The organism is Avibacterium sp. 21-599, from assembly GCF_026226765.1.
Classification (GTDB): domain Bacteria; phylum Pseudomonadota; class Gammaproteobacteria; order Enterobacterales; family Pasteurellaceae; genus Avibacterium.
Genome location: NZ_JAKKOB010000001.1, coordinates 1,489,953 through 1,506,707, shown reverse-complemented (window position 1 = coordinate 1,506,707; position 16,755 = coordinate 1,489,953). Strand labels below are relative to the sequence as shown.

16 protein-coding genes and 1 tRNA gene are annotated in these 16,755 nt (G+C 40.1%); 4 read left to right on the top strand and 13 right to left on the bottom strand.

Features of this window, described 5'->3' with window-relative positions:
• Nucleotides 1-152 precede the first annotated feature (152 nt).
• Nucleotides 153-521: a transcriptional regulator gene (locus tag L5B83_RS07240; RefSeq protein ID WP_265761823.1), complete on the bottom strand. Its 369-nt coding sequence runs from the start codon at nt 519-521 to the stop codon at nt 153-155.
• 122 nt (nt 522-643) lie between these two features.
• On the opposite strand from L5B83_RS07240, the gene L5B83_RS07235 reads away from it, so the two are divergent.
• Nucleotides 644-835: a hypothetical protein gene (locus L5B83_RS07235; RefSeq protein ID WP_265761822.1), complete on the top strand. Its 192-nt coding sequence runs from the start codon at nt 644-646 to the stop codon at nt 833-835.
• 143 nt (nt 836-978) lie between these two features.
• Here the strand turns inward: L5B83_RS07235 and rlmM are convergent, their stop codons facing one another.
• Nucleotides 979-2,070, bottom strand: a complete 1,092-nt coding sequence (gene rlmM / locus L5B83_RS07230; protein ID WP_265761821.1) for a 23S rRNA (cytidine(2498)-2'-O)-methyltransferase RlmM — start codon at nt 2,068-2,070, stop codon at nt 979-981.
• Entirely contained in the window at nt 2,063-2,953 is an 891-nt protein-coding gene (locus tag L5B83_RS07225) for a transcriptional regulator GcvA (RefSeq protein ID WP_250350475.1), read from the bottom strand. The genes rlmM and L5B83_RS07225 overlap by 8 nt, the downstream gene beginning before the upstream one ends.
• A gap of 486 nt (nt 2,954-3,439) precedes the next feature.
• Here L5B83_RS07225 and L5B83_RS07220 point away from each other — a divergent pair, with 486 nt between their 5' ends.
• Entirely contained in the window at nt 3,440-4,462 is a 1,023-nt protein-coding gene (locus L5B83_RS07220) for a branched-chain amino acid aminotransferase (protein WP_265778008.1), read from the top strand.
• A gap of 54 nt (nt 4,463-4,516) precedes the next feature.
• On the opposite strand, the gene truB is transcribed toward L5B83_RS07220, so the two are convergent.
• The 8 genes from truB to L5B83_RS07180 form a co-directional block, all read right to left on the bottom strand.
• Entirely contained in the window at nt 4,517-5,443 is a 927-nt protein-coding gene (truB, locus tag L5B83_RS07215) for a tRNA pseudouridine(55) synthase TruB (RefSeq protein WP_265778007.1), read from the bottom strand.
• Complete coding sequence (gene rbfA / locus L5B83_RS07210) at nt 5,436-5,852, bottom strand: 30S ribosome-binding factor RbfA (RefSeq protein ID WP_250350478.1); 417 nt, start codon at nt 5,850-5,852, stop codon at nt 5,436-5,438. The genes truB and rbfA overlap by 8 nt, the downstream gene beginning before the upstream one ends.
• A gap of 128 nt (nt 5,853-5,980) precedes the next feature.
• On the bottom strand, nt 5,981-8,524 hold the full coding sequence (infB, locus tag L5B83_RS07205; protein WP_250363157.1) for a translation initiation factor IF-2: 2,544 nt from the start codon (nt 8,522-8,524) through the stop codon (nt 5,981-5,983).
• Between the two features lie 17 nt (nt 8,525-8,541).
• A complete protein-coding gene (gene nusA / locus L5B83_RS07200; protein WP_265778006.1) occupies nt 8,542-10,029 on the bottom strand; it encodes a transcription termination factor NusA in 1,488 nt (495 codons plus the stop codon).
• Between the two features lie 24 nt (nt 10,030-10,053).
• On the bottom strand, nt 10,054-10,509 hold the full coding sequence (rimP, locus tag L5B83_RS07195; protein ID WP_265778005.1) for a ribosome maturation factor RimP: 456 nt from the start codon (nt 10,507-10,509) through the stop codon (nt 10,054-10,056).
• Between the two features lie 121 nt (nt 10,510-10,630).
• Nucleotides 10,631-10,707 (bottom strand) — tRNA-Met (locus L5B83_RS07190).
• A gap of 81 nt (nt 10,708-10,788) precedes the next feature.
• Nucleotides 10,789-11,517, bottom strand: coding sequence for a protein kinase family protein (locus L5B83_RS07185; RefSeq protein WP_442780627.1), 729 nt, complete (start codon nt 11,515-11,517; stop codon nt 10,789-10,791).
• A gap of 24 nt (nt 11,518-11,541) precedes the next feature.
• Nucleotides 11,542-12,984, bottom strand: a complete 1,443-nt coding sequence (locus L5B83_RS07180; RefSeq protein WP_265778003.1) for an alanine/glycine:cation symporter family protein — start codon at nt 12,982-12,984, stop codon at nt 11,542-11,544.
• Between the two features lie 414 nt (nt 12,985-13,398).
• Here L5B83_RS07180 and L5B83_RS07175 point away from each other — a divergent pair, with 414 nt between their 5' ends.
• The gene (locus L5B83_RS07175; protein ID WP_250363160.1) at nt 13,399-14,202 is read left to right on the top strand and encodes a gluconate 5-dehydrogenase; all 804 of its coding nucleotides are present in this window, start codon (nt 13,399-13,401) and stop codon (nt 14,200-14,202) included.
• A gap of 133 nt (nt 14,203-14,335) precedes the next feature.
• Here L5B83_RS07175 and nagK read toward each other — a convergent pair whose 3' ends face one another.
• Complete coding sequence (nagK, locus tag L5B83_RS07170; RefSeq protein ID WP_265778002.1) at nt 14,336-15,250, bottom strand: N-acetylglucosamine kinase; 915 nt, start codon at nt 15,248-15,250, stop codon at nt 14,336-14,338.
• Between the two features lie 42 nt (nt 15,251-15,292).
• The gene (locus L5B83_RS07165; RefSeq protein ID WP_250363088.1) at nt 15,293-16,024 is read right to left on the bottom strand and encodes a phosphatase PAP2 family protein; all 732 of its coding nucleotides are present in this window, start codon (nt 16,022-16,024) and stop codon (nt 15,293-15,295) included.
• 70 nt (nt 16,025-16,094) lie between these two features.
• Here L5B83_RS07165 and ribA point away from each other — a divergent pair, with 70 nt between their 5' ends.
• Nucleotides 16,095-16,751 carry a GTP cyclohydrolase II gene (gene ribA / locus L5B83_RS07160; protein WP_250350155.1) on the top strand — a complete coding sequence of 219 codons (657 nt, stop codon included), beginning with the start codon at nt 16,095-16,097 and terminating at the stop codon, nt 16,749-16,751.
• Nucleotides 16,752-16,755: the final 4 nt, after the last annotated feature.

Below are 16,755 nucleotides of genomic sequence, written 5' to 3'. Positions count from 1 at the left end.
CACTGTTTTTTTATACAGTTTTAAATTATAGGGGGATTTTGCTAAAAGGCAAGAAGTGCGGTGAAATTTTTATGAATTTTCCACCGCACTTTGGTGTAAGAACACAATAAACCGTACGTTATTTCTAGTTCAAAAAACGGGCAAAAGTTTACTTATTCCTCTCCCGTTTGAAATGCCAAAATAAGCTGTAAGATTGCTCGTTTTTGCTTTTCAGATAAGGAAGAAATCAATTCAACTAGAGTTTCATTCATTGTATCTATTTGTGTATGTTCAGACACGCCATACCTTAACCAAATTGGTTTTACCTTTAACCAATTTGCTAAGGTATCAATTTTATCCAGTGAAGGAATTGCTAAGCCGTTTAACCACTTGTAAACCGCTTGCTGTGTCACTGGCTCATTTGGGTGCTGGAGATTAAATTTCGTTGCAATTTCACTATTTTTCAATGTGTTAGGATATTTTGTTGCAAGTGCTAGCTTCAATCTCTCACTAAATTTTTCTTTTTCATTCGGTATTTTCATTTGGTGAATTATGACCGATTGAAAAAACCTCTTGTAAACCAATATAGTTTAATATTAAACTATATTGGTTTAAGTGTTATCTTAAACGTTCATCACTATTTTTTATTTAGAAGGATATTAATATGAAATTGAACAAATTATTTTTTGCTGCAATGGCTATCGTATCAACCTCACTTGTAGGCTGTGCAGAATTACAAAAGGAATTAGGCAATATTGCAAACTCAGCGAAAGATAGTGCGGTACAAAGAGCGCAAATTGAAGCAAGTAGTAAAGCGTCAGAAGCTGTTGGTAAGGCTTTAGGCTCTAAATACTAAAAAAGCCATTAATAACAAATAAGCGTTCCTCTTTACCACTAAGAGAAACGCTTATTTTCTTTGGGGGAGTTTATAAACTGAATTAAGACAACATTAAAGCTATTCAGTAAGATAAAATTAGCAAATTTTCCACCGCACTTTAATTAAGGCAGTAAATAGAGATAAACGGTGATCTCTTCCCTATCGTGATACAGATGCTTTGCTTTAAGTTTGAATTTCATTCCTTGTTGATCTAAGGCTTGTTCAATCATTGCTAGGCATTCTTTCACTTCTACATAACGTTTTTTCATTGGCAATTTTAAATTAAAAATGCTGGCTTGGCACCACCCATTAATGAACCATTTTGTAATTAATTGCGCAATACGACTTGGCTGTTCGACCATATCACATACTAGCCAATCAATACGGCGACGTTTCGGTGGTTGAAATTTAAAACCGTCTTCAGCACAATGTTCAATGCGACCCGTTTCGTGTAGGCTCGCTGCCATTTTGCCGTGATCTACCGCATAAACAAATAAACCACGTTTAACCAATTGATACGTCCATCCTCCCGGGCAAGCACCGAGATCAACCGCATACTGATTTTCATTTAAGTATTGGCTTTCTTTTTGTTTAGGAATGAAGGTTAAAATGGCTTCTTCTAATTTTAAGGTCGAGCGACTTGGTGCCTCTGCGGGGAATTTAAGCCGTTGAATGCCCATAAAATATGGCGAATGATTATGGTTGTAAGAATACCCTACATAGCACGCTGTTGATTGCAAGAAAAAAACGTGCAACGTTAGGGTATGTTGATGATTGCCTTTGCCCTGTAAAAAGCCTTCTTTTTTCAAAATATTACGCAAAGGTACGGTAAATTTACGGCAAAATCCAGACAATTCTTTTGCTTCATTGGTGTCGGCAGTTTCAACAAATAATTCGGTGCTATTTTTGAGTTTTTTCGCCAATTCATCTTGCTGATATTGCAATAAAATAGGGCTAATACGATCTTCAGGTGAGAGGTCTTGTAATAAATCTGATACAACAATCATTTGGCGAGCAAAAATCAGTTGGTCAAAAGGCAGTTCTTGTGCCAATCGATCCGCCTCACCAGCCTGATAACATTCAAAAATCACATAACCTGAATTTGGCTCAACACGGGCGAAGCCAAAAATACCACGTTCGGCTGCTTTATCAGTAATTTCGGCGGCAAGTTCTTTTTCAAAGCCAATACGGCAATATAAGGCAAGTTTATTCATTATTGTTTCTTATTTCTTTAATTATCCATTGGCGAAATGCGAGAATTTGCTCATCATTCGCTTTATCTAATTGATTAACTACATAAAAAGATTTTGGATCTTTGAGTTGGATTGGTAACACCACTTGCAGTGTACCACGATCAATTTCTTGCTGAGCTAGCACACGGTTAGCGAGTACAATGCCTTGTCCGTGTACGGCAGCTTGCAAGGCCATAAAAGTATGGCTGAAAATAGGGCCGTGCTGAATGTCCAACGCTTTTAATTGTAAATGATTCGCCATATTTTGCCAGTTATCACGGGTATGAATATGAATCAGCGTATGTTTTTTAAGATCATCTGCTGAATATACCGGCTGTTTAGCCAATAATTTTGGTGAGGCAAGCAAGAGCAAATTTTCCTCTGCTAATTTTTCCACTTGCAGATTTTCCCACGCGCCACGTCCATAATAAATCGCAATATCAATTTCGCGGTTCAGCAATCCTTCATCTTGATCCACGCCTGTCAAGCGAACTTCAATATCTGGATAAAGGGCATTAAACCCACTTAAACGAGGCACAAGCCACTGAATGCCAAAGGTTTGGGGTACACTAATCGCAATATGTTTTTCATTTTTCTGCGTCATTAGTTTTTGCGTAACCTCAGACAAACGGCGTAAAATCTCTGTCACTTCTTTGAAATAAATCTGTCCTAACTCAGTTAGCACTAACGCTCGGTGCTGACGTTTAAATAATTCAATGCCTAAAAAATCTTCTAATAATTTAATTTGATGACTCACTGCTGCTTGGGTCACAAAGAGTTCATCCGCTGCTTTTGTGAAACTCAAATGGCGAGCCGCACATTCAAAAGCTTTCAGTGAATTCAAGGGAGGCAAACGTTTATACATAAATTCTTCTCAAATGAAAAATAATCAGTTATACTAACTCACTGATTTATCTATTAGTTTTTTTAATGCAAGGGATAAAAAAATATCCTTTGTTCTCGTCCGTACATCTCACTACAATACGCGCATACTTAATGATTGGTAATTCCTTATTGGTTAAGAGTTTCGACTTAAGTATGATGTTGTGTTTGCATAGTTCGGGAAACCGAACAGAGTAACTGATTAGTTACTCATTTCACTTCCTGTATATTTTTTGACCTAATTAGGTTAGACACCGCTCAATTGAGCGGTGTTTTTTTATGTGCGAGATCCTACCACAGTTTCACTTTTCCTCGAAATAGATTTCCTTGTTAGCCGTACAGAAGACATCGTATTTTTTCTAAGAAAAAATAAATTCAAAAATAACCGCACTTTTATTGTTGCAAGTTTTAAATAATGGTGTAGATTAAAACCATTCTGTTGTAACAACATCATTAATAAGGAAATAAAATGACACTAAAAAACATTGACTGGCAAAATCTTGGTTTTGGCTATATCAAAACGGATTATCGTTATATTGCTCACTGGAAAGACGGAGAATGGTCTAAAGGGGAACTCACCCAAGATAATGTGCTTCATATTAGCGAGGGATCAACCGCATTACATTATGGACAACAATGCTTTGAGGGGTTAAAAGCATATCGCTGTAAAGATGGCTCAATTAATCTTTTCCGTCCAGATCAAAATGCCTTAAGAATGCAAAAAAGTTGCCAACGTTTACTCATGCCTGAAGTCCCTGTTGAAATGTTTATTGATGCCTGTAAACAAGTTGTCAAAGCGAATCAATCTTGGCTTGCCCCTTACGGCACAGGAGCAACACTTTACTTACGTCCATTTGTGATTGGCGTGGGAGATAATGTAGGCGTAACCCCTGCAAAAGAATACATCTTTTCTATTTTCTGTTGTCCTGTCGGTGCCTATTTCAAAGGTGGAATGAAACCGACTAATTTTATTGTTTCTGGCTACGATCGTGCAGCCCCACAAGGTACTGGCGCGGCTAAAGTGGGCGGAAACTATGCAGCAAGCCTTTATCCGGGCAAATTAGCCAAACAGCGTAACTTTAGTGACTGTATTTATCTTGATCCCGCCACTCACACTAAAATTGAAGAAGTGGGTTCAGCAAATTTCTTTGGTATCACGAAAGATAATAAGTTTATTACCCCGCTTTCCCCATCAATTTTACCAAGTATCACGAAATATTCTCTGCTCTATTTGGCAAAAGAACGTCTTGGTTTAGATACCCTTGAAGGGGATATTTATATTAATGAATTAGACCAATTCAAAGAAGCTGGGGCTTGTGGAACAGCGGCAGTGATTACACCAATTGGCGGTATTCAATATGGCGATGACTTCCACGTTTTCTATTCAGAAACAGAAGTTGGCGAAATCACCCAACGTCTTTATAACGAACTGACAGGTATTCAATTTGGTGATATTGAAGCGCCTGAAGGTTGGATTGTTAAAGTGGAATAAATTTTCCAAATAAAATCAAGACAAATAAAAAAGGGGCGTTTGCCCCTTTAATCTTTATAATAAATCTAATGCGACCATTCGGCTTGGTCGGATAACGTTATTTTTATCCACTTCTGCCACACCTAAAAACTGATGTTTATCAGAAAATAACCGCACCTGTCCGTAAATCTGTTGGGGATTATCAAACTTCACACGTTGCCCAAAGCCTACGGCTCGGCTTTGCTCAGCAGTTAAAAGCAAAGCGGGTAAGGATTTCACCGCACTGTCGATAGGTAATAAATGCTGATCTAGCAAACTTAAATCCTGCTGTTCGCTTAAGGCGTTAAGATCTTCTAAGCGCATCATCGCTTGCTGCGGATAATCCGCCACCGCAAGGCGGCGAAGCATCGTTACGTGTGCGCCACAACCTAACACTTCACCTAAATCATCAACTAAAGTGCGAATATAAGTGCCTTTAGAACAATGTACTTCCAGCGTTAAATAAGGAGCTTGGTAATCAATAAATTTCAGTTCAAAAATGGTGATGGGACGTGGTTCACGTTCCACGGTAATGCCTGCACGCGCATATTCATATAGCGGTTTCCCTTGATGTTTCAAGGCTGAAAACATTGTCGGCACTTGCATAATCTCGCCACGAAATTGATCAAGTGCGGTCAAAATTTCTGAGATTTCCACCCGCACTTCTCGATGTTGCACCACTTGTCCATCTGCATCAGAGGTATCTGTACGTTCACCCAATTTCGCCGTGACCAAATAACGCTTATCAGAATCAAGCAAATATTGCGAAAACTTGGTCGCCTCACCTAAACAAATGGGCAACATCCCCGTAGCGAGGGGATCTAACGCCCCTGTATGCCCTGCCTTATTTGCCTGAAAAAGCCGTTTCACTTGTTGCATAATTTGGTTAGAACTTGCCCCTTGTGGCTTATCTAACAAAAAAATTCCGTGAATGTGGCGACCTTTATTTTTTGCTCTACTCATTATTTTTGTCGGCATCTTCTTGGTTATGCGGTTCTGGCTGGTGGCGTTTTTCATCATCACGAATCACTTCACTCACCAAGTTAGACATTCTCATTCCTTCGACCAAAGATTGATCATAAATAAAACGTAGCTCAGGAACGATCCGTAAACGCATCGCTTTCGCCAATAATGAACGGATATAAGGTGCAGCTTTTTCTAACCCTTTCATTCCACTTTCAATAATACTTTCATCTTGATCAAATAAAAAGGTTACAAAAACTTTTGCATAAGCCAAATCGCGCGACACTTCTACATCAGAAACGGTAACCATTCCAATACGAGGATCTTTGACTTCACGCTGTAAAATGACTGCAATTTCTTTTTGTAATTCCTGTGCTACGCGATCTGAGCGTTTAAATTCTCTTGCCATTTCCTTTTCCTATAAATAAAAAGAGGATAACGCTTGCCTCGCTTAAGGTGTAACCTGTGACGAAAAGCCTATCCCATTTATTGTGTTAAGTAAAAGTGCGGATAAAAACACCCGCACTTTCTCATTCATTAAATTGAGCGTTTAATTTCAACCACTTCAAAGACTTCAATTTGGTCACCAACTTTCACATCGTTGTAGTTTTTCACGCCAATACCGCATTCCATTCCATTACGCACTTCTGCGACGTCATCTTTGAAACGGCGGAGAGATTCCAATTCCCCTTCAAAGATCACCACGTTATCACGTAATACACGGATTGGGTTATTACGTTTCACCACACCTTCGGTAACCATACAACCTGCGATTGCACCAAATTTCGGATGACGGAATACATCACGCACTTCTGCAAGACCGATAATTTCTTGCTTAAATTCAGGCTGTAACATACCGCTCATCGCTGCTTTGATTTCGTTAAGTAGTTCATAAATAATAGAATAATAACGCAAATCAATATTTTCATTTTCAATGATACGGCGTGCTGACGCATCGGCACGAACGTTAAAACCAACAATAATCGCATTAGATGCCGCAGCTAAAGTTGCATCGGTTTCAGTAATTCCGCCCACGCCAGAACCAACGACATTCACTTTCACTTCTGCGGTTGAAAGCTCTTGTAAGGCTTGAACGATCGCTTCTACCGAACCTTGAACATCTGCTTTGACAATAACGTTCAATTCTGCCACATCGCCTTCTGCCATATTGCTGAACATATTTTCCAACTTCGCTTTTTGCTGACGGGCTAATTTCACTTCACGGAATTTACCTTGACGATATAGTGCCACCTCACGGGCTTTTTTCTCATCACGTACCACAGTGGCTTCATCACCCGCAGATGGCACACCAGATAAGCCTAATACTTCCACTGGAATTGATGGGCCTGCTTCTGAAATGTCTTTACCATTTTCATCTCGCATTGCACGTACACGGCCATATTCAAAACCACAAAGCACAATATCACCACGGCGTAATGTTCCTGATTGAACTAAGATGGTTGCCACTGGACCACGGCCTTTATCAAGATATGACTCAATCACCACCCCAGTTGCCATTCCGTCTTTCACGGCACTGAGTTCTAACACTTCAGATTGTAATAAGATGGCTTCAAGTAATTCATCCACCCCTGTTCCTTTTTTCGCAGAAACATAAACAAACTGGGTATCGCCACCAAATTTTTCTGCAATTACTTCGTGTTGCAACAACTCTTGTTCGACGCGATCTGGGTTTGCTTCAGGCTTATCAATTTTATTCACCGCCACAACGATTGGCACACCGGCTGCTTTTGCGTGTTGGATTGCTTCAATGGTTTGTGGCATCACGCCATCATCTGCGGCAACCACAAGCACGACGATATCCGTTGCTTTTGCACCACGCGCACGCATTGAGGTAAAGGCGGCGTGTCCCGGGGTATCAAGGAAAGTGATCATTTTGCCATCATCTGTTTCAACGTGGTAAGCACCAATGTGTTGGGTAATCCCACCCGCCTCGCCAGCTGCCACTTTGGCTTTACGAATGTAGTCAAGTAAGGAAGTTTTACCGTGATCAACGTGTCCCATAATAGTTACCACTGGCGCACGATTTACTTTTTCAGCATTCACATCACGATCGCCTAATACAGATTCTTCTAGCTCATTTTCTTTGCGTAGGATCACTTTGTGTCCCATTTCTTCGGCTACAAGCTGTGCTGTTTCTTGATCGATCACTTGGTTAATGGTAACCATTTCGCCCATTTTCATCATTGTTTTGATGATTTCAGTGGCTTTCACTGCCATTTTGTTCGCAAGTTCCGCGACGGTAATGGTTTCCCCAATCACCACATCACGGTTTACTGGTGCTGCGGGCTTGGTGAAGCCTTGTTGTAAGCTACTACCTTTTTTGCCTTGCTTACCTTTCGCGCCTTTGCCACCTTTAATGTCTTTTTGATTACGACGATTTGATTCACGCTCATTTTTGTTGTTGTCGTCTTCACGTCCGCCTTTTTTCGCTTTGACAACTTTATTTTTACCACGACCACGATTTTCATTGCGGCGCTCTTCTTCGTCTTCTGCTTCGCGCGCATAGCTTGAAGTCAGATGATAATCTGAATAATCTTCAGAAATTTCATTTTTTTCATCCGCACTTGCTAAATCCGCATAGCGTTTCGCTTCTTCTGCCGCTTTACGGGCTTGCTCTTCTGCTTTTTGACGTGCTAATTCATCCGCTTTACGGCGAAGCTCTGCTTCTTCGGCTTTAAGACGTTCTTTTTCTTCATTAATTGCTTTATTCGCGCTGTCTTTTGCGGTTTTATCCGCATTTTCTTTTGCTTTTTGTTCAGCCTGACGTTTTTCCTGCTCTGCTTTTTCCGCTTCTTTTTTCGCTTTTTCAGCTTCTTTCTGTGCTTTTTCTGCGGCTGCTTTCTCTTCAGCCGCTTTCTTCTCAGCTTCTTGTTTTGCTTTTAAGCGAGCCTCTTCTTCCGCACGAATTGCAGCTTCTGTTGGAACAGTGCGTTTTTTGCGTACCTCTACTTGTACTGTTTTATTTTTACCAGTACTTGTGGTGGTATTTGCCGTGGTTTTAGTACGGCGTTGTATGCTTAATTTTTTCGGTGCATCCGATTTTTTGACTTCATCTACCATAGTTTTTACACCCTTCTTTATTCTTCACTGAACCAACAAATATTACGTGCCGCCATAATTAAATCTGCGGCCTGTTCGGCACTTAATTCTTCAATATCGGCTAAATCATCCACACCTTGTTCCGCTAATTCTTCTAAGGTCGTGATTTGTTTTTCTGCTAATTTGAACGCAAGATGGCGGTTCATTCCTTCAAGATTTAATAATTTATCTTCAATATGCGCTTGTTTTAACGCTTCTTCTTCCGCTAATGCCGCAGCAGTCAAGGCGTTTTTAGCTCGAGTTTGTAATTCCTCAACAAGATCTTCATCTTCTAACCCATCAATTGCTGTTAATTCATTAACTGGAACATAAGCAAGTTCTTCTAAGCTAGTGAACCCTTCTTCTACAAGGATTTGAGCAAATTCTTCATCAATTTCTAATGCCTCAATAAAGCGTTTAAGCACTTTATTATCTTCAGCTTGATGTTTTTCATTAAGCTCTTCTGTGGTCATTACATTTAATGTCCAACCTGTCAGTTGTTTGGCTAGACGTACATTTTGTCCATTACGTCCGATGGCTTGTGGCAAGTTTTCCGCTTCAACCGCAATATCCATAGAATGATTATCTTCATCAACAACAATAGACGTCACATCCGCCGGTGCCATTGCATTAATCACAAACTGAGCTGGATTGTCATCCCATAACACAATATCAACACGCTCTCCGCCTAATTCATTGGTAATTGCCTGCACGCGTGAACCGCGCATTCCGACACAAGCCCCAACAGGATCAATACGTTTATCATTGCTTTTTACAGCAATTTTAGCGCGCGAACCCGGATCACGTGCTGCACCTTTGATTTCAATCAGCTCTTCACCGATTTCTGGCACTTCAATGCGGAATAATTCGATAATCATTTCAGGTTTTGCACGGGTAACAAAAAGCTGTGCGCCTTTGCTTTCTGGGCTAACACGGTATAACACACCACGCACACGATCACCCGGGCGGAAATTCTCGCGTGGTAACATATCTTCACGCAAAATCACCGCTTCCGCTTGCTGACCTAAATCTAAAATAATATTTTCACGGTTTACTTTTTTCACCGTTCCCGTCACAATTTCGCCCTCATTAGAACGGAATTGCTCAACGATTTTATTACGCTCCGCTTCACGGATTTTGCTACTAATCACTTGGCGTGCGGTTTGCATTGTAATACGGTCAAACGCCACAGATTCAATTTGATCTTCCACATAATCCCCAACCTGTACCTTAGGATCATCAAATTGTGCCGCTTCAAGGGTGATTTCTTTTGTTGGATTGGTTACTTCATCCACCACTAACCAGCGACGGAATGTATCAAATTCACCCGTTTTTGGATCGATCACTACACGCACATCAATTTCTTGTTCATATTTTTTTCTCGTAGAGAGAGCAATCGCACTTTCTAAAGCTTCAAAAATTTTCTCACGAGGTAACAATTTTTCATTTGATACTGCTTCCGCAGCTAATAAAATCTCTTTACTCATTTTTTCTTTTCTTCCTATATAAACTTAAAATTTAGGTACCACATTGGCTTTTTGAATGTTACCAAATACCAATACTTGAGGCTGTCCATCAACTATTAACGTCAGCATATCATTTTCAATATGCGCTAATTTTCCTTGCCACTTACGGCGTTCTAATACAGGAATACGTAAATGCACGATAATCTCTTGATCAATAAAGCGAGCATATTGCGCTAAGGTAAATAATGGACGATCAAGCCCCGGTGAAGAGACTTCAAGGTTATATTTATCCGCAATCGGATCTTCCACATCTAAAATTGCGCTGACCTGACGGCTCACATCTGCACAATCATCAACGGTTACGCCACCCTCTTTATCAATATATAAACGCACGGTTAAAAATCTTCCCATGCGCTGGCATTCGATACCCCAAAGTTCACAGCCTAAATCCTGTACAGAATCCTTGAGTAAATCAGATAATTTTTCTTCTAATGTTGCCAATTAGCGCCTCCTACACAAAATTAGGACGTAAAAAAAGGGCTATCAGCCCAGTTCTACATCTAAATTGCTCGTACAAAAAAACCCCAAAATTGGGGTTCTTTTTACTGAACTTTCTATGAATTGGTTGCGGGGGCTGGATTTGAACCAACGACCTTCGGGTTATGAGCCCGACGAGCTACCAAGCTGCTCCACCCCGCGTCCGAAATATGTGGCGTATTATACCTATAGAAAAACAAATAGCAAGGCTTTATCAAAAAAACTTGTAAAAAAGCACCGCACTTAGTTGTTTAAGGTATTTTCAAATAAACGATAAATCGCAATAAGATCCATTCTTGCAATAGGTTTAAAAGGTAACAATAAATAATACAGCCAACGGTTTTTTCGCAAAAAAGAAACCGTTCGTTGCCAAATATCAGATTCACAGTATTGTTGATATTTCTCGATGGTTAAACGCATTTGCTCATCAGAAATGCTATCTGAACGCCCAAGACTGTGAATAAAAATAAGGCTATCTCGTACTTTTTGCCAATTTAAATTCGTCTGATTAGAACGGGATTCAAAATCAATAAACTGTACCTTGCCTTCGTGCCACGCCATATCACGTAGTGCTGGGCGACCGTGAACCAAACCTTTCTTATGCAAATCCGTTAAGGCTTTTACCCCATCTTCCAAAATAGCCAGCTTCTGTATTGAACTGAGATCAGGTTTATCCACCCAATAGCTGATAGTCTTACCCGCATCTTTTAGCACTAAAAAATCTTCGCCAAATGCCATTAATTGTGGCACGGGTGCTTTTTTTTCAGCTAAAAACTGCAAGGTGTTCAATTCGTTTTGAAAAGCTTTTTTGGGTTGCGGTTTAAGTAAACGCCAGACACCTTTAAGTTGTTCAGGTTGTTTGAGCCAGTAGCGCTGATTTTCATATTCAAAGCTAATAATTCGCTCACCTTTATGCTGTTTTAGCAAGGCTTGCACCTTTTCTTGAAATTCAATGTGTTGTGCTGACATCAAACAACCTCATACTTACATCAATAATTATTTCCAAACATCTGGATTTACGCCACGTTTAAGAAGCTCAGGATGCTCTTCAATTTTAAATTCTGGCTCACGAATGCCTGCTTTAATTTGGCGCTGATAATCTTTTAATAACGTCCAAACAATCGGTGAAAGCAACACGATAGACACCAAGTTAATTAATGCCATCACGGCCATTACCGTATCTGCGAAGCTCCATACCACATTCCCTGAATTCACTGCACCAAAGTACACGAAAAATAACACCACTAAGCGGAAAAGAAACACCACTACAGGGCGATTTTTGAGGAAACGGATATTACTTTCTGCATAGGCATAGTTACCAATAATAGAAGAAAATGCAAATAGCAATAAGATAAAAGCAAGGAAATGCAAACCAAATTCACCCACGTGATATTGTAAAGCGTTTTGCGTAAGGGAAATACTTTTCAGCGTTTCACCACCGTAATTGTCTGATAGCAAAATGATGATAGCCGTACAAGAACACACAATAATGGTATCAACAAACACGCCAAGCATTTGAATTAACCCTTGGCTCACCGGGTGTTTAACATCCGCAGTGGCCGCCGCATTTGGCGCCGATCCCATACCCGCTTCGTTAGAAAATAAACCACGTTTAATTCCCATTAGCATTGCTTTAGAGAAAATCGCCCCAAACATACCGCCAGCCATTGCATCAAAAGAGAAGGCACTATGCACAATGTTAGCAATCACAGTTGGGATCATTTCAATATGCATTCCCATAATGATTACTGCCATAATTAAATAGAACAGTGCCATTATCGGTACAATACGAGCCGATACTTTACCAATACGTTTCACCCCACCAAAAATAATTAAGGCGGTTAAAATCACCAAGCCAATTCCTACGTAATTTGGATTCCATTTCCACGCATTACCTGTTGCTTCAACAATGGCATTAGATTGCACCGCATTAAAGGCAAAACCAAAGGTAAAGATTAACGCAATGGCAAAGCACGCTGCCAGCCAGCGAGATTTTAAGCCTTGCACAATATAATAAGCAGGTCCACCGCGGCTCACCCCATCTTTATCTTTTAATTTATATAATTGAGCAAGAGACGACTCTGCCACTGCACTGGACATACCAATCAACGCCGTTACCCACATCCAGAACACCGCGCCTTCACCACCAATCGCAATTGCTGTGGCAACACCGCCAATATTCCCTACACCCACACGGCTCGCTAGCCCTGTTGCAAAGGCTTGAAAGGGTGTTAAAGAATCCCCCGTAGAAGCACGCCCAAACCACATTTCACGTAAACTCTGTGGAAATAAACGTAATTGCACCAACCCTGTCGTCACGGTAAAGAAAATGCCGACACTTAAAAGGGTAATTACGGTAATATCCCAAAGAGGGCCATCAAATGTTTCGACAAACCACGTTAAGGCGTGTTCCACGTTGCTGATAATTTGCTCAATCATAATTTCTCCTCATAATGAAAGACTGCATTCTAATAGATTTTATATAAAGAGAGAACAATTAGGATAAAAAAGAGAATAAAAAATTAAAAAATCCTCTATTTTTAAAAACTTTTAAAAAAATTACCGCACTTTATTATTCAACATTTAATTCACTGACTAAAAAGAGTGAGGAGAGATTAAACAAAAAATAGAGTTCAAAAATAAAATCGCTGATTATTTACTCAAATTTTTCATCAAAAACCTCATAAGGCATAAAAATTCGGTGCAATTCACAAAAATGTGAACTACATCACATTCTATTTCTCATAATTCGCTATAATAAAATTGAAATAATGGTTTAATAATTTTAAAATTACAAAGTCTAAATAATAAATTTCAATGACAACCTCATTTTAAGGAGTTTAAGGAGCAACTATGTCAAATATTTTAGAGCAATTCTCATTAAAAGGTAAAATCGCCTTAGTTACAGGGGCATCATACGGTATCGGCTTTGCTATCGCATCAGCACTCAGTCAGGCAGGTGCAAAAATTGTATTCAATGATGTAAACGAAGAAAACCTAAAAAAAGGTCTCGCTGCCTATAAAGAAGCAGGCATTGACGCACAGGGTTATTTATTTGATGTAACAGACGAAAATGCGGTAAAAGAACACGTCGCTAAAATTGAAAATGAAGTGGGCGTGATTGATATTTTAGTAAACAATGCGGGGATTATCCAACGTATCCCAATGCTAGAAACCAGCGCAGCAGACTACCGTAAAATTATCGACATCGATTTGACTGGCCCATTCATTATGTCAAAAGCCGTATTACCTTCAATGATTAAAAAAGGACACGGTAAAATCATCAACATCTGCTCAATGATGAGTGAATTAGGCCGTGAAACTGTGGTGGGTTATGCCTCTGCCAAAGGCGGATTAAAAATGCTCACCAAAAACATCTGTTCAGAATTTGGTGAAGCAAATATTCAATGTAACGGGATCGGCCCGGGTTATATCGCCACACCACAAACAGCACCATTACGCGAAAGACAACCTGACGGCTCTCGCCACCCATTCGATCAATTCATCATCGCTAAAACCCCTGCAGCGCGTTGGGGTACGCCAGAAGATCTCGCTGGCGCGGCAGTATTCTTGTCTTCTGATGCCTCAAACTTCATCAATGGTCATATTTTATACGTTGATGGCGGTATCTTGGCATATATTGGTAAACAGCCGTAAATTACTGATTGGTTTTAATTCAAGTGAGAATGTAGAAGATCTGGGATCTTCTACATTTTTTATTTATCTATTCCCCTTCTAAACAAAGCGTCTCACATTTTGTTAGGACAAATGGAATAATCTAATCCTAAAATTAGCGCGAAAGAAACAACGCTGCTGCACCTCTTACGCCACCTGAATCGCCGTATTTGGCTTTTTTAATAGTAGGAATTTTGGCACTACGCAGTAGGTGTTTAGGTAGGGCTTTAGGTAGCGCTTCGTAGAGATAATCAAAGTTGGATAAACCACCGCCGAGTACAATTAAATGCGGATCAAGAGCAGTGATGATATTGCCGATAGAAATGGCAGCGAGTTCCACGAACATTTCTACAAATGCTACCGCTCGTTGATCCTTCGCATAAAAACGTTGGATAATTTCTTTGGCGGATAGGCTTTCTCCTTTTAGATCACGGTAGAGCATCTCAAAGCCTCGCCCTGAAAGATAGGTATCTAAGCAAGCGCGGTTGCCACAGCCACACTCATAAATCGGGGCGTTATCCCAGCCAAGCAATTTTAAGGCGTGATAATTGAGTTGCATATGACCAAGTTCACCCGCCATACCAATTTGCCCTGAGTAAATTTTGCCGTCAACGACTAATCCACCGCCAAAGCCCGTGCCTAAGATTAACCCTAACACACTTGGGTAATGCTGATTTTCTTCCGCCCACGCTTCTGACAAGGCAAAACAATTGGCATCATTTTCTGCCCGTACTTCACGCTCTAAACGCTGGCTCAAATCACGTAAAATGGGCTTATTATCTGCCACGCGAATATTGGTGATTTCCGCTAAACCTGTTTCGTGATTTACAAAACCCGGTAAGCCTAGCCCAACCGTGCCTTTTTCACCAAATTTTTCATCGGCTTTTTTCACTAAATTAACAAGGGTATCAAGCCATTGCTCATAGCTTTCTTTTGGCGTATCTACCCGTTCGGAGTAGTGTTTTTGCAATTTTTCATCGAATACGGCAAGTTCAATTTTTGTGCCACCAATATCAAATCCGTATAACATTTTTTACCTCAATAAAACAATTAAAAATCTGACCGCACTTTATTATTGCAAAGTGCGGTTGAAAATCGGTTTATTTTTGATCCAATCAAATAATCCGCAATGAAATACCCACGCTAGCAACACGGAAGCCAATAAATCAATGGGATAATGCATTCCTAAACGTAAACGGCTTATCAGCATTAATACTGCCCAAATGGTAATGCCAGTAGTGAGCCATTTCATTCCTTTATTATTCCGCCCTAGCAACTGCCCGAAGCCAACAGCAAGCATTAGCCAAGTGGCAGCAAAAATGCTATGCCCTGATGGGAAGGAATACCCCGTTTCTTTACTGCGATGATGAACAAGATGAGGATTAATTTGAGGTTTATCTGCGTAATAATCCAATACGATTTGCGCTCGTACATTACGTGGCTGATCATAAAAATATTCTGGGCTGACGCTTGATTTTTCGGCTAATTGCACAATAAAAGGACGAGGCTCAGCAAAAACCGTTTTTAACGCAGATTTCACCCCTTGCGTAACTGCAACAGAAAGTGCCATTACGCTAATTACTGCAAGGGCTTGCTTTTTGTCTTTGATACAGAAAAAATATGCCAACGCAAACAAAGCACAGGTAATGATTGCGTAAGGTATGCTACCTGTTTCGGTTAAAAAATAGAGAAATGTATCAAAAGCGGTGTTATGTTCATCCCCTTGCCAGTGCCAGTTTGTTAGCCACGCAAAAAAAGGCACAAGGCAAAGCAATAAGGTATATAATGAAAGACGTTTTAACATTTTAATGACTCATAATAATAAAAACGTCATTTTAACATTATTCAATAAAAAAAGAATGAAGGATTTTGCTATGACAAAAATTCAACGGGTTACTGAAGCGAATTTACCCACCGAGTTTGGTTTATTCCGCATTGTGGGCTTTGAGTTTCCTGATACAAAAAAAGAACACGTTGCCTTAGTGATGGGCGATATTAGCAATCAAGATGAGCCTGTTTTGGCTCGTATTCACTCTGAATGTTTAACGGGCGATGCCCTACACAGCCTGAAATGTGATTGTGGCTTTCAGCTTGCCACTGCATTGCGTCAAATTAGTGAAGCGGGGCGTGGCGTGCTTATTTATCACCGTGAAGAAGGGCGAGGCATTGGCTTAATTAATAAAATTCGCGCTTATTCTTTACAAGATCAAGGAATGGATACCATTGAAGCGAATCTTGCCTTAGGATTTGCCGCAGACGAGCGTAACTTTGAAGTTTGTGCGGATATTTTTGATCTGCTTGGCGTAAAACAAGTCCGCCTGCTCACCAATAATCCAAATAAAATTGATACGATGAAAAAAGCGGGAATCAACGTGGTAGAACGTGTACCGCTTAATGTGGGGGAAAATCGTTACAATACAGAATATCTTGACACTAAAGCCAAAAAAATGGGGCATTTTATTATTCACAACCACGAAAAGCACTTAATGACCTGCCCACATTGTCAGGAAGAAGTACCACGTAAGGAATAAAATA

Excerpts from the sequence above, each read along its gene's own strand:
- nusA (WP_265778006.1), bottom strand. The coding sequence starts at position 10,029 with ATGAGTAAAGAGATTTTATTAGCTGCGGAAGCAGTATCAAATGAAAAA.
- nagK (WP_265778002.1), bottom strand. The coding sequence starts at position 15,250 with ATGTTATACGGATTTGATATTGGTGGCACAAAAATTGAACTTGCCGTA.
- rlmM (WP_265761821.1), bottom strand. The coding sequence starts at position 2,070 with ATGAATAAACTTGCCTTATATTGCCGTATTGGCTTTGAAAAAGAACTT.
- infB (WP_250363157.1), bottom strand. The coding sequence starts at position 8,524 with ATGGTAGATGAAGTCAAAAAATCGGATGCACCGAAAAAATTAAGCATA.
- L5B83_RS07165 (WP_250363088.1), bottom strand. The coding sequence starts at position 16,024 with ATGTTAAAACGTCTTTCATTATATACCTTATTGCTTTGCCTTGTGCCT.
- rbfA (WP_250350478.1), bottom strand. The coding sequence starts at position 5,852 with ATGGCAAGAGAATTTAAACGCTCAGATCGCGTAGCACAGGAATTACAA.
- ribA (WP_250350155.1), top strand. The coding sequence starts at position 16,095 with ATGACAAAAATTCAACGGGTTACTGAAGCGAATTTACCCACCGAGTTT.
- L5B83_RS07180 (WP_265778003.1), bottom strand. The coding sequence starts at position 12,984 with ATGATTGAGCAAATTATCAGCAACGTGGAACACGCCTTAACGTGGTTT.
- L5B83_RS07240 (WP_265761823.1), bottom strand. The coding sequence starts at position 521 with ATGAAAATACCGAATGAAAAAGAAAAATTTAGTGAGAGATTGAAGCTA.
- L5B83_RS07235 (WP_265761822.1), top strand. The coding sequence starts at position 644 with ATGAAATTGAACAAATTATTTTTTGCTGCAATGGCTATCGTATCAACC.
- L5B83_RS07225 (WP_250350475.1), bottom strand. The coding sequence starts at position 2,953 with ATGTATAAACGTTTGCCTCCCTTGAATTCACTGAAAGCTTTTGAATGT.
- truB (WP_265778007.1), bottom strand. The coding sequence starts at position 5,443 with ATGAGTAGAGCAAAAAATAAAGGTCGCCACATTCACGGAATTTTTTTG.
- L5B83_RS07220 (WP_265778008.1), top strand. The coding sequence starts at position 3,440 with ATGACACTAAAAAACATTGACTGGCAAAATCTTGGTTTTGGCTATATC.
- L5B83_RS07175 (WP_250363160.1), top strand. The coding sequence starts at position 13,399 with ATGTCAAATATTTTAGAGCAATTCTCATTAAAAGGTAAAATCGCCTTA.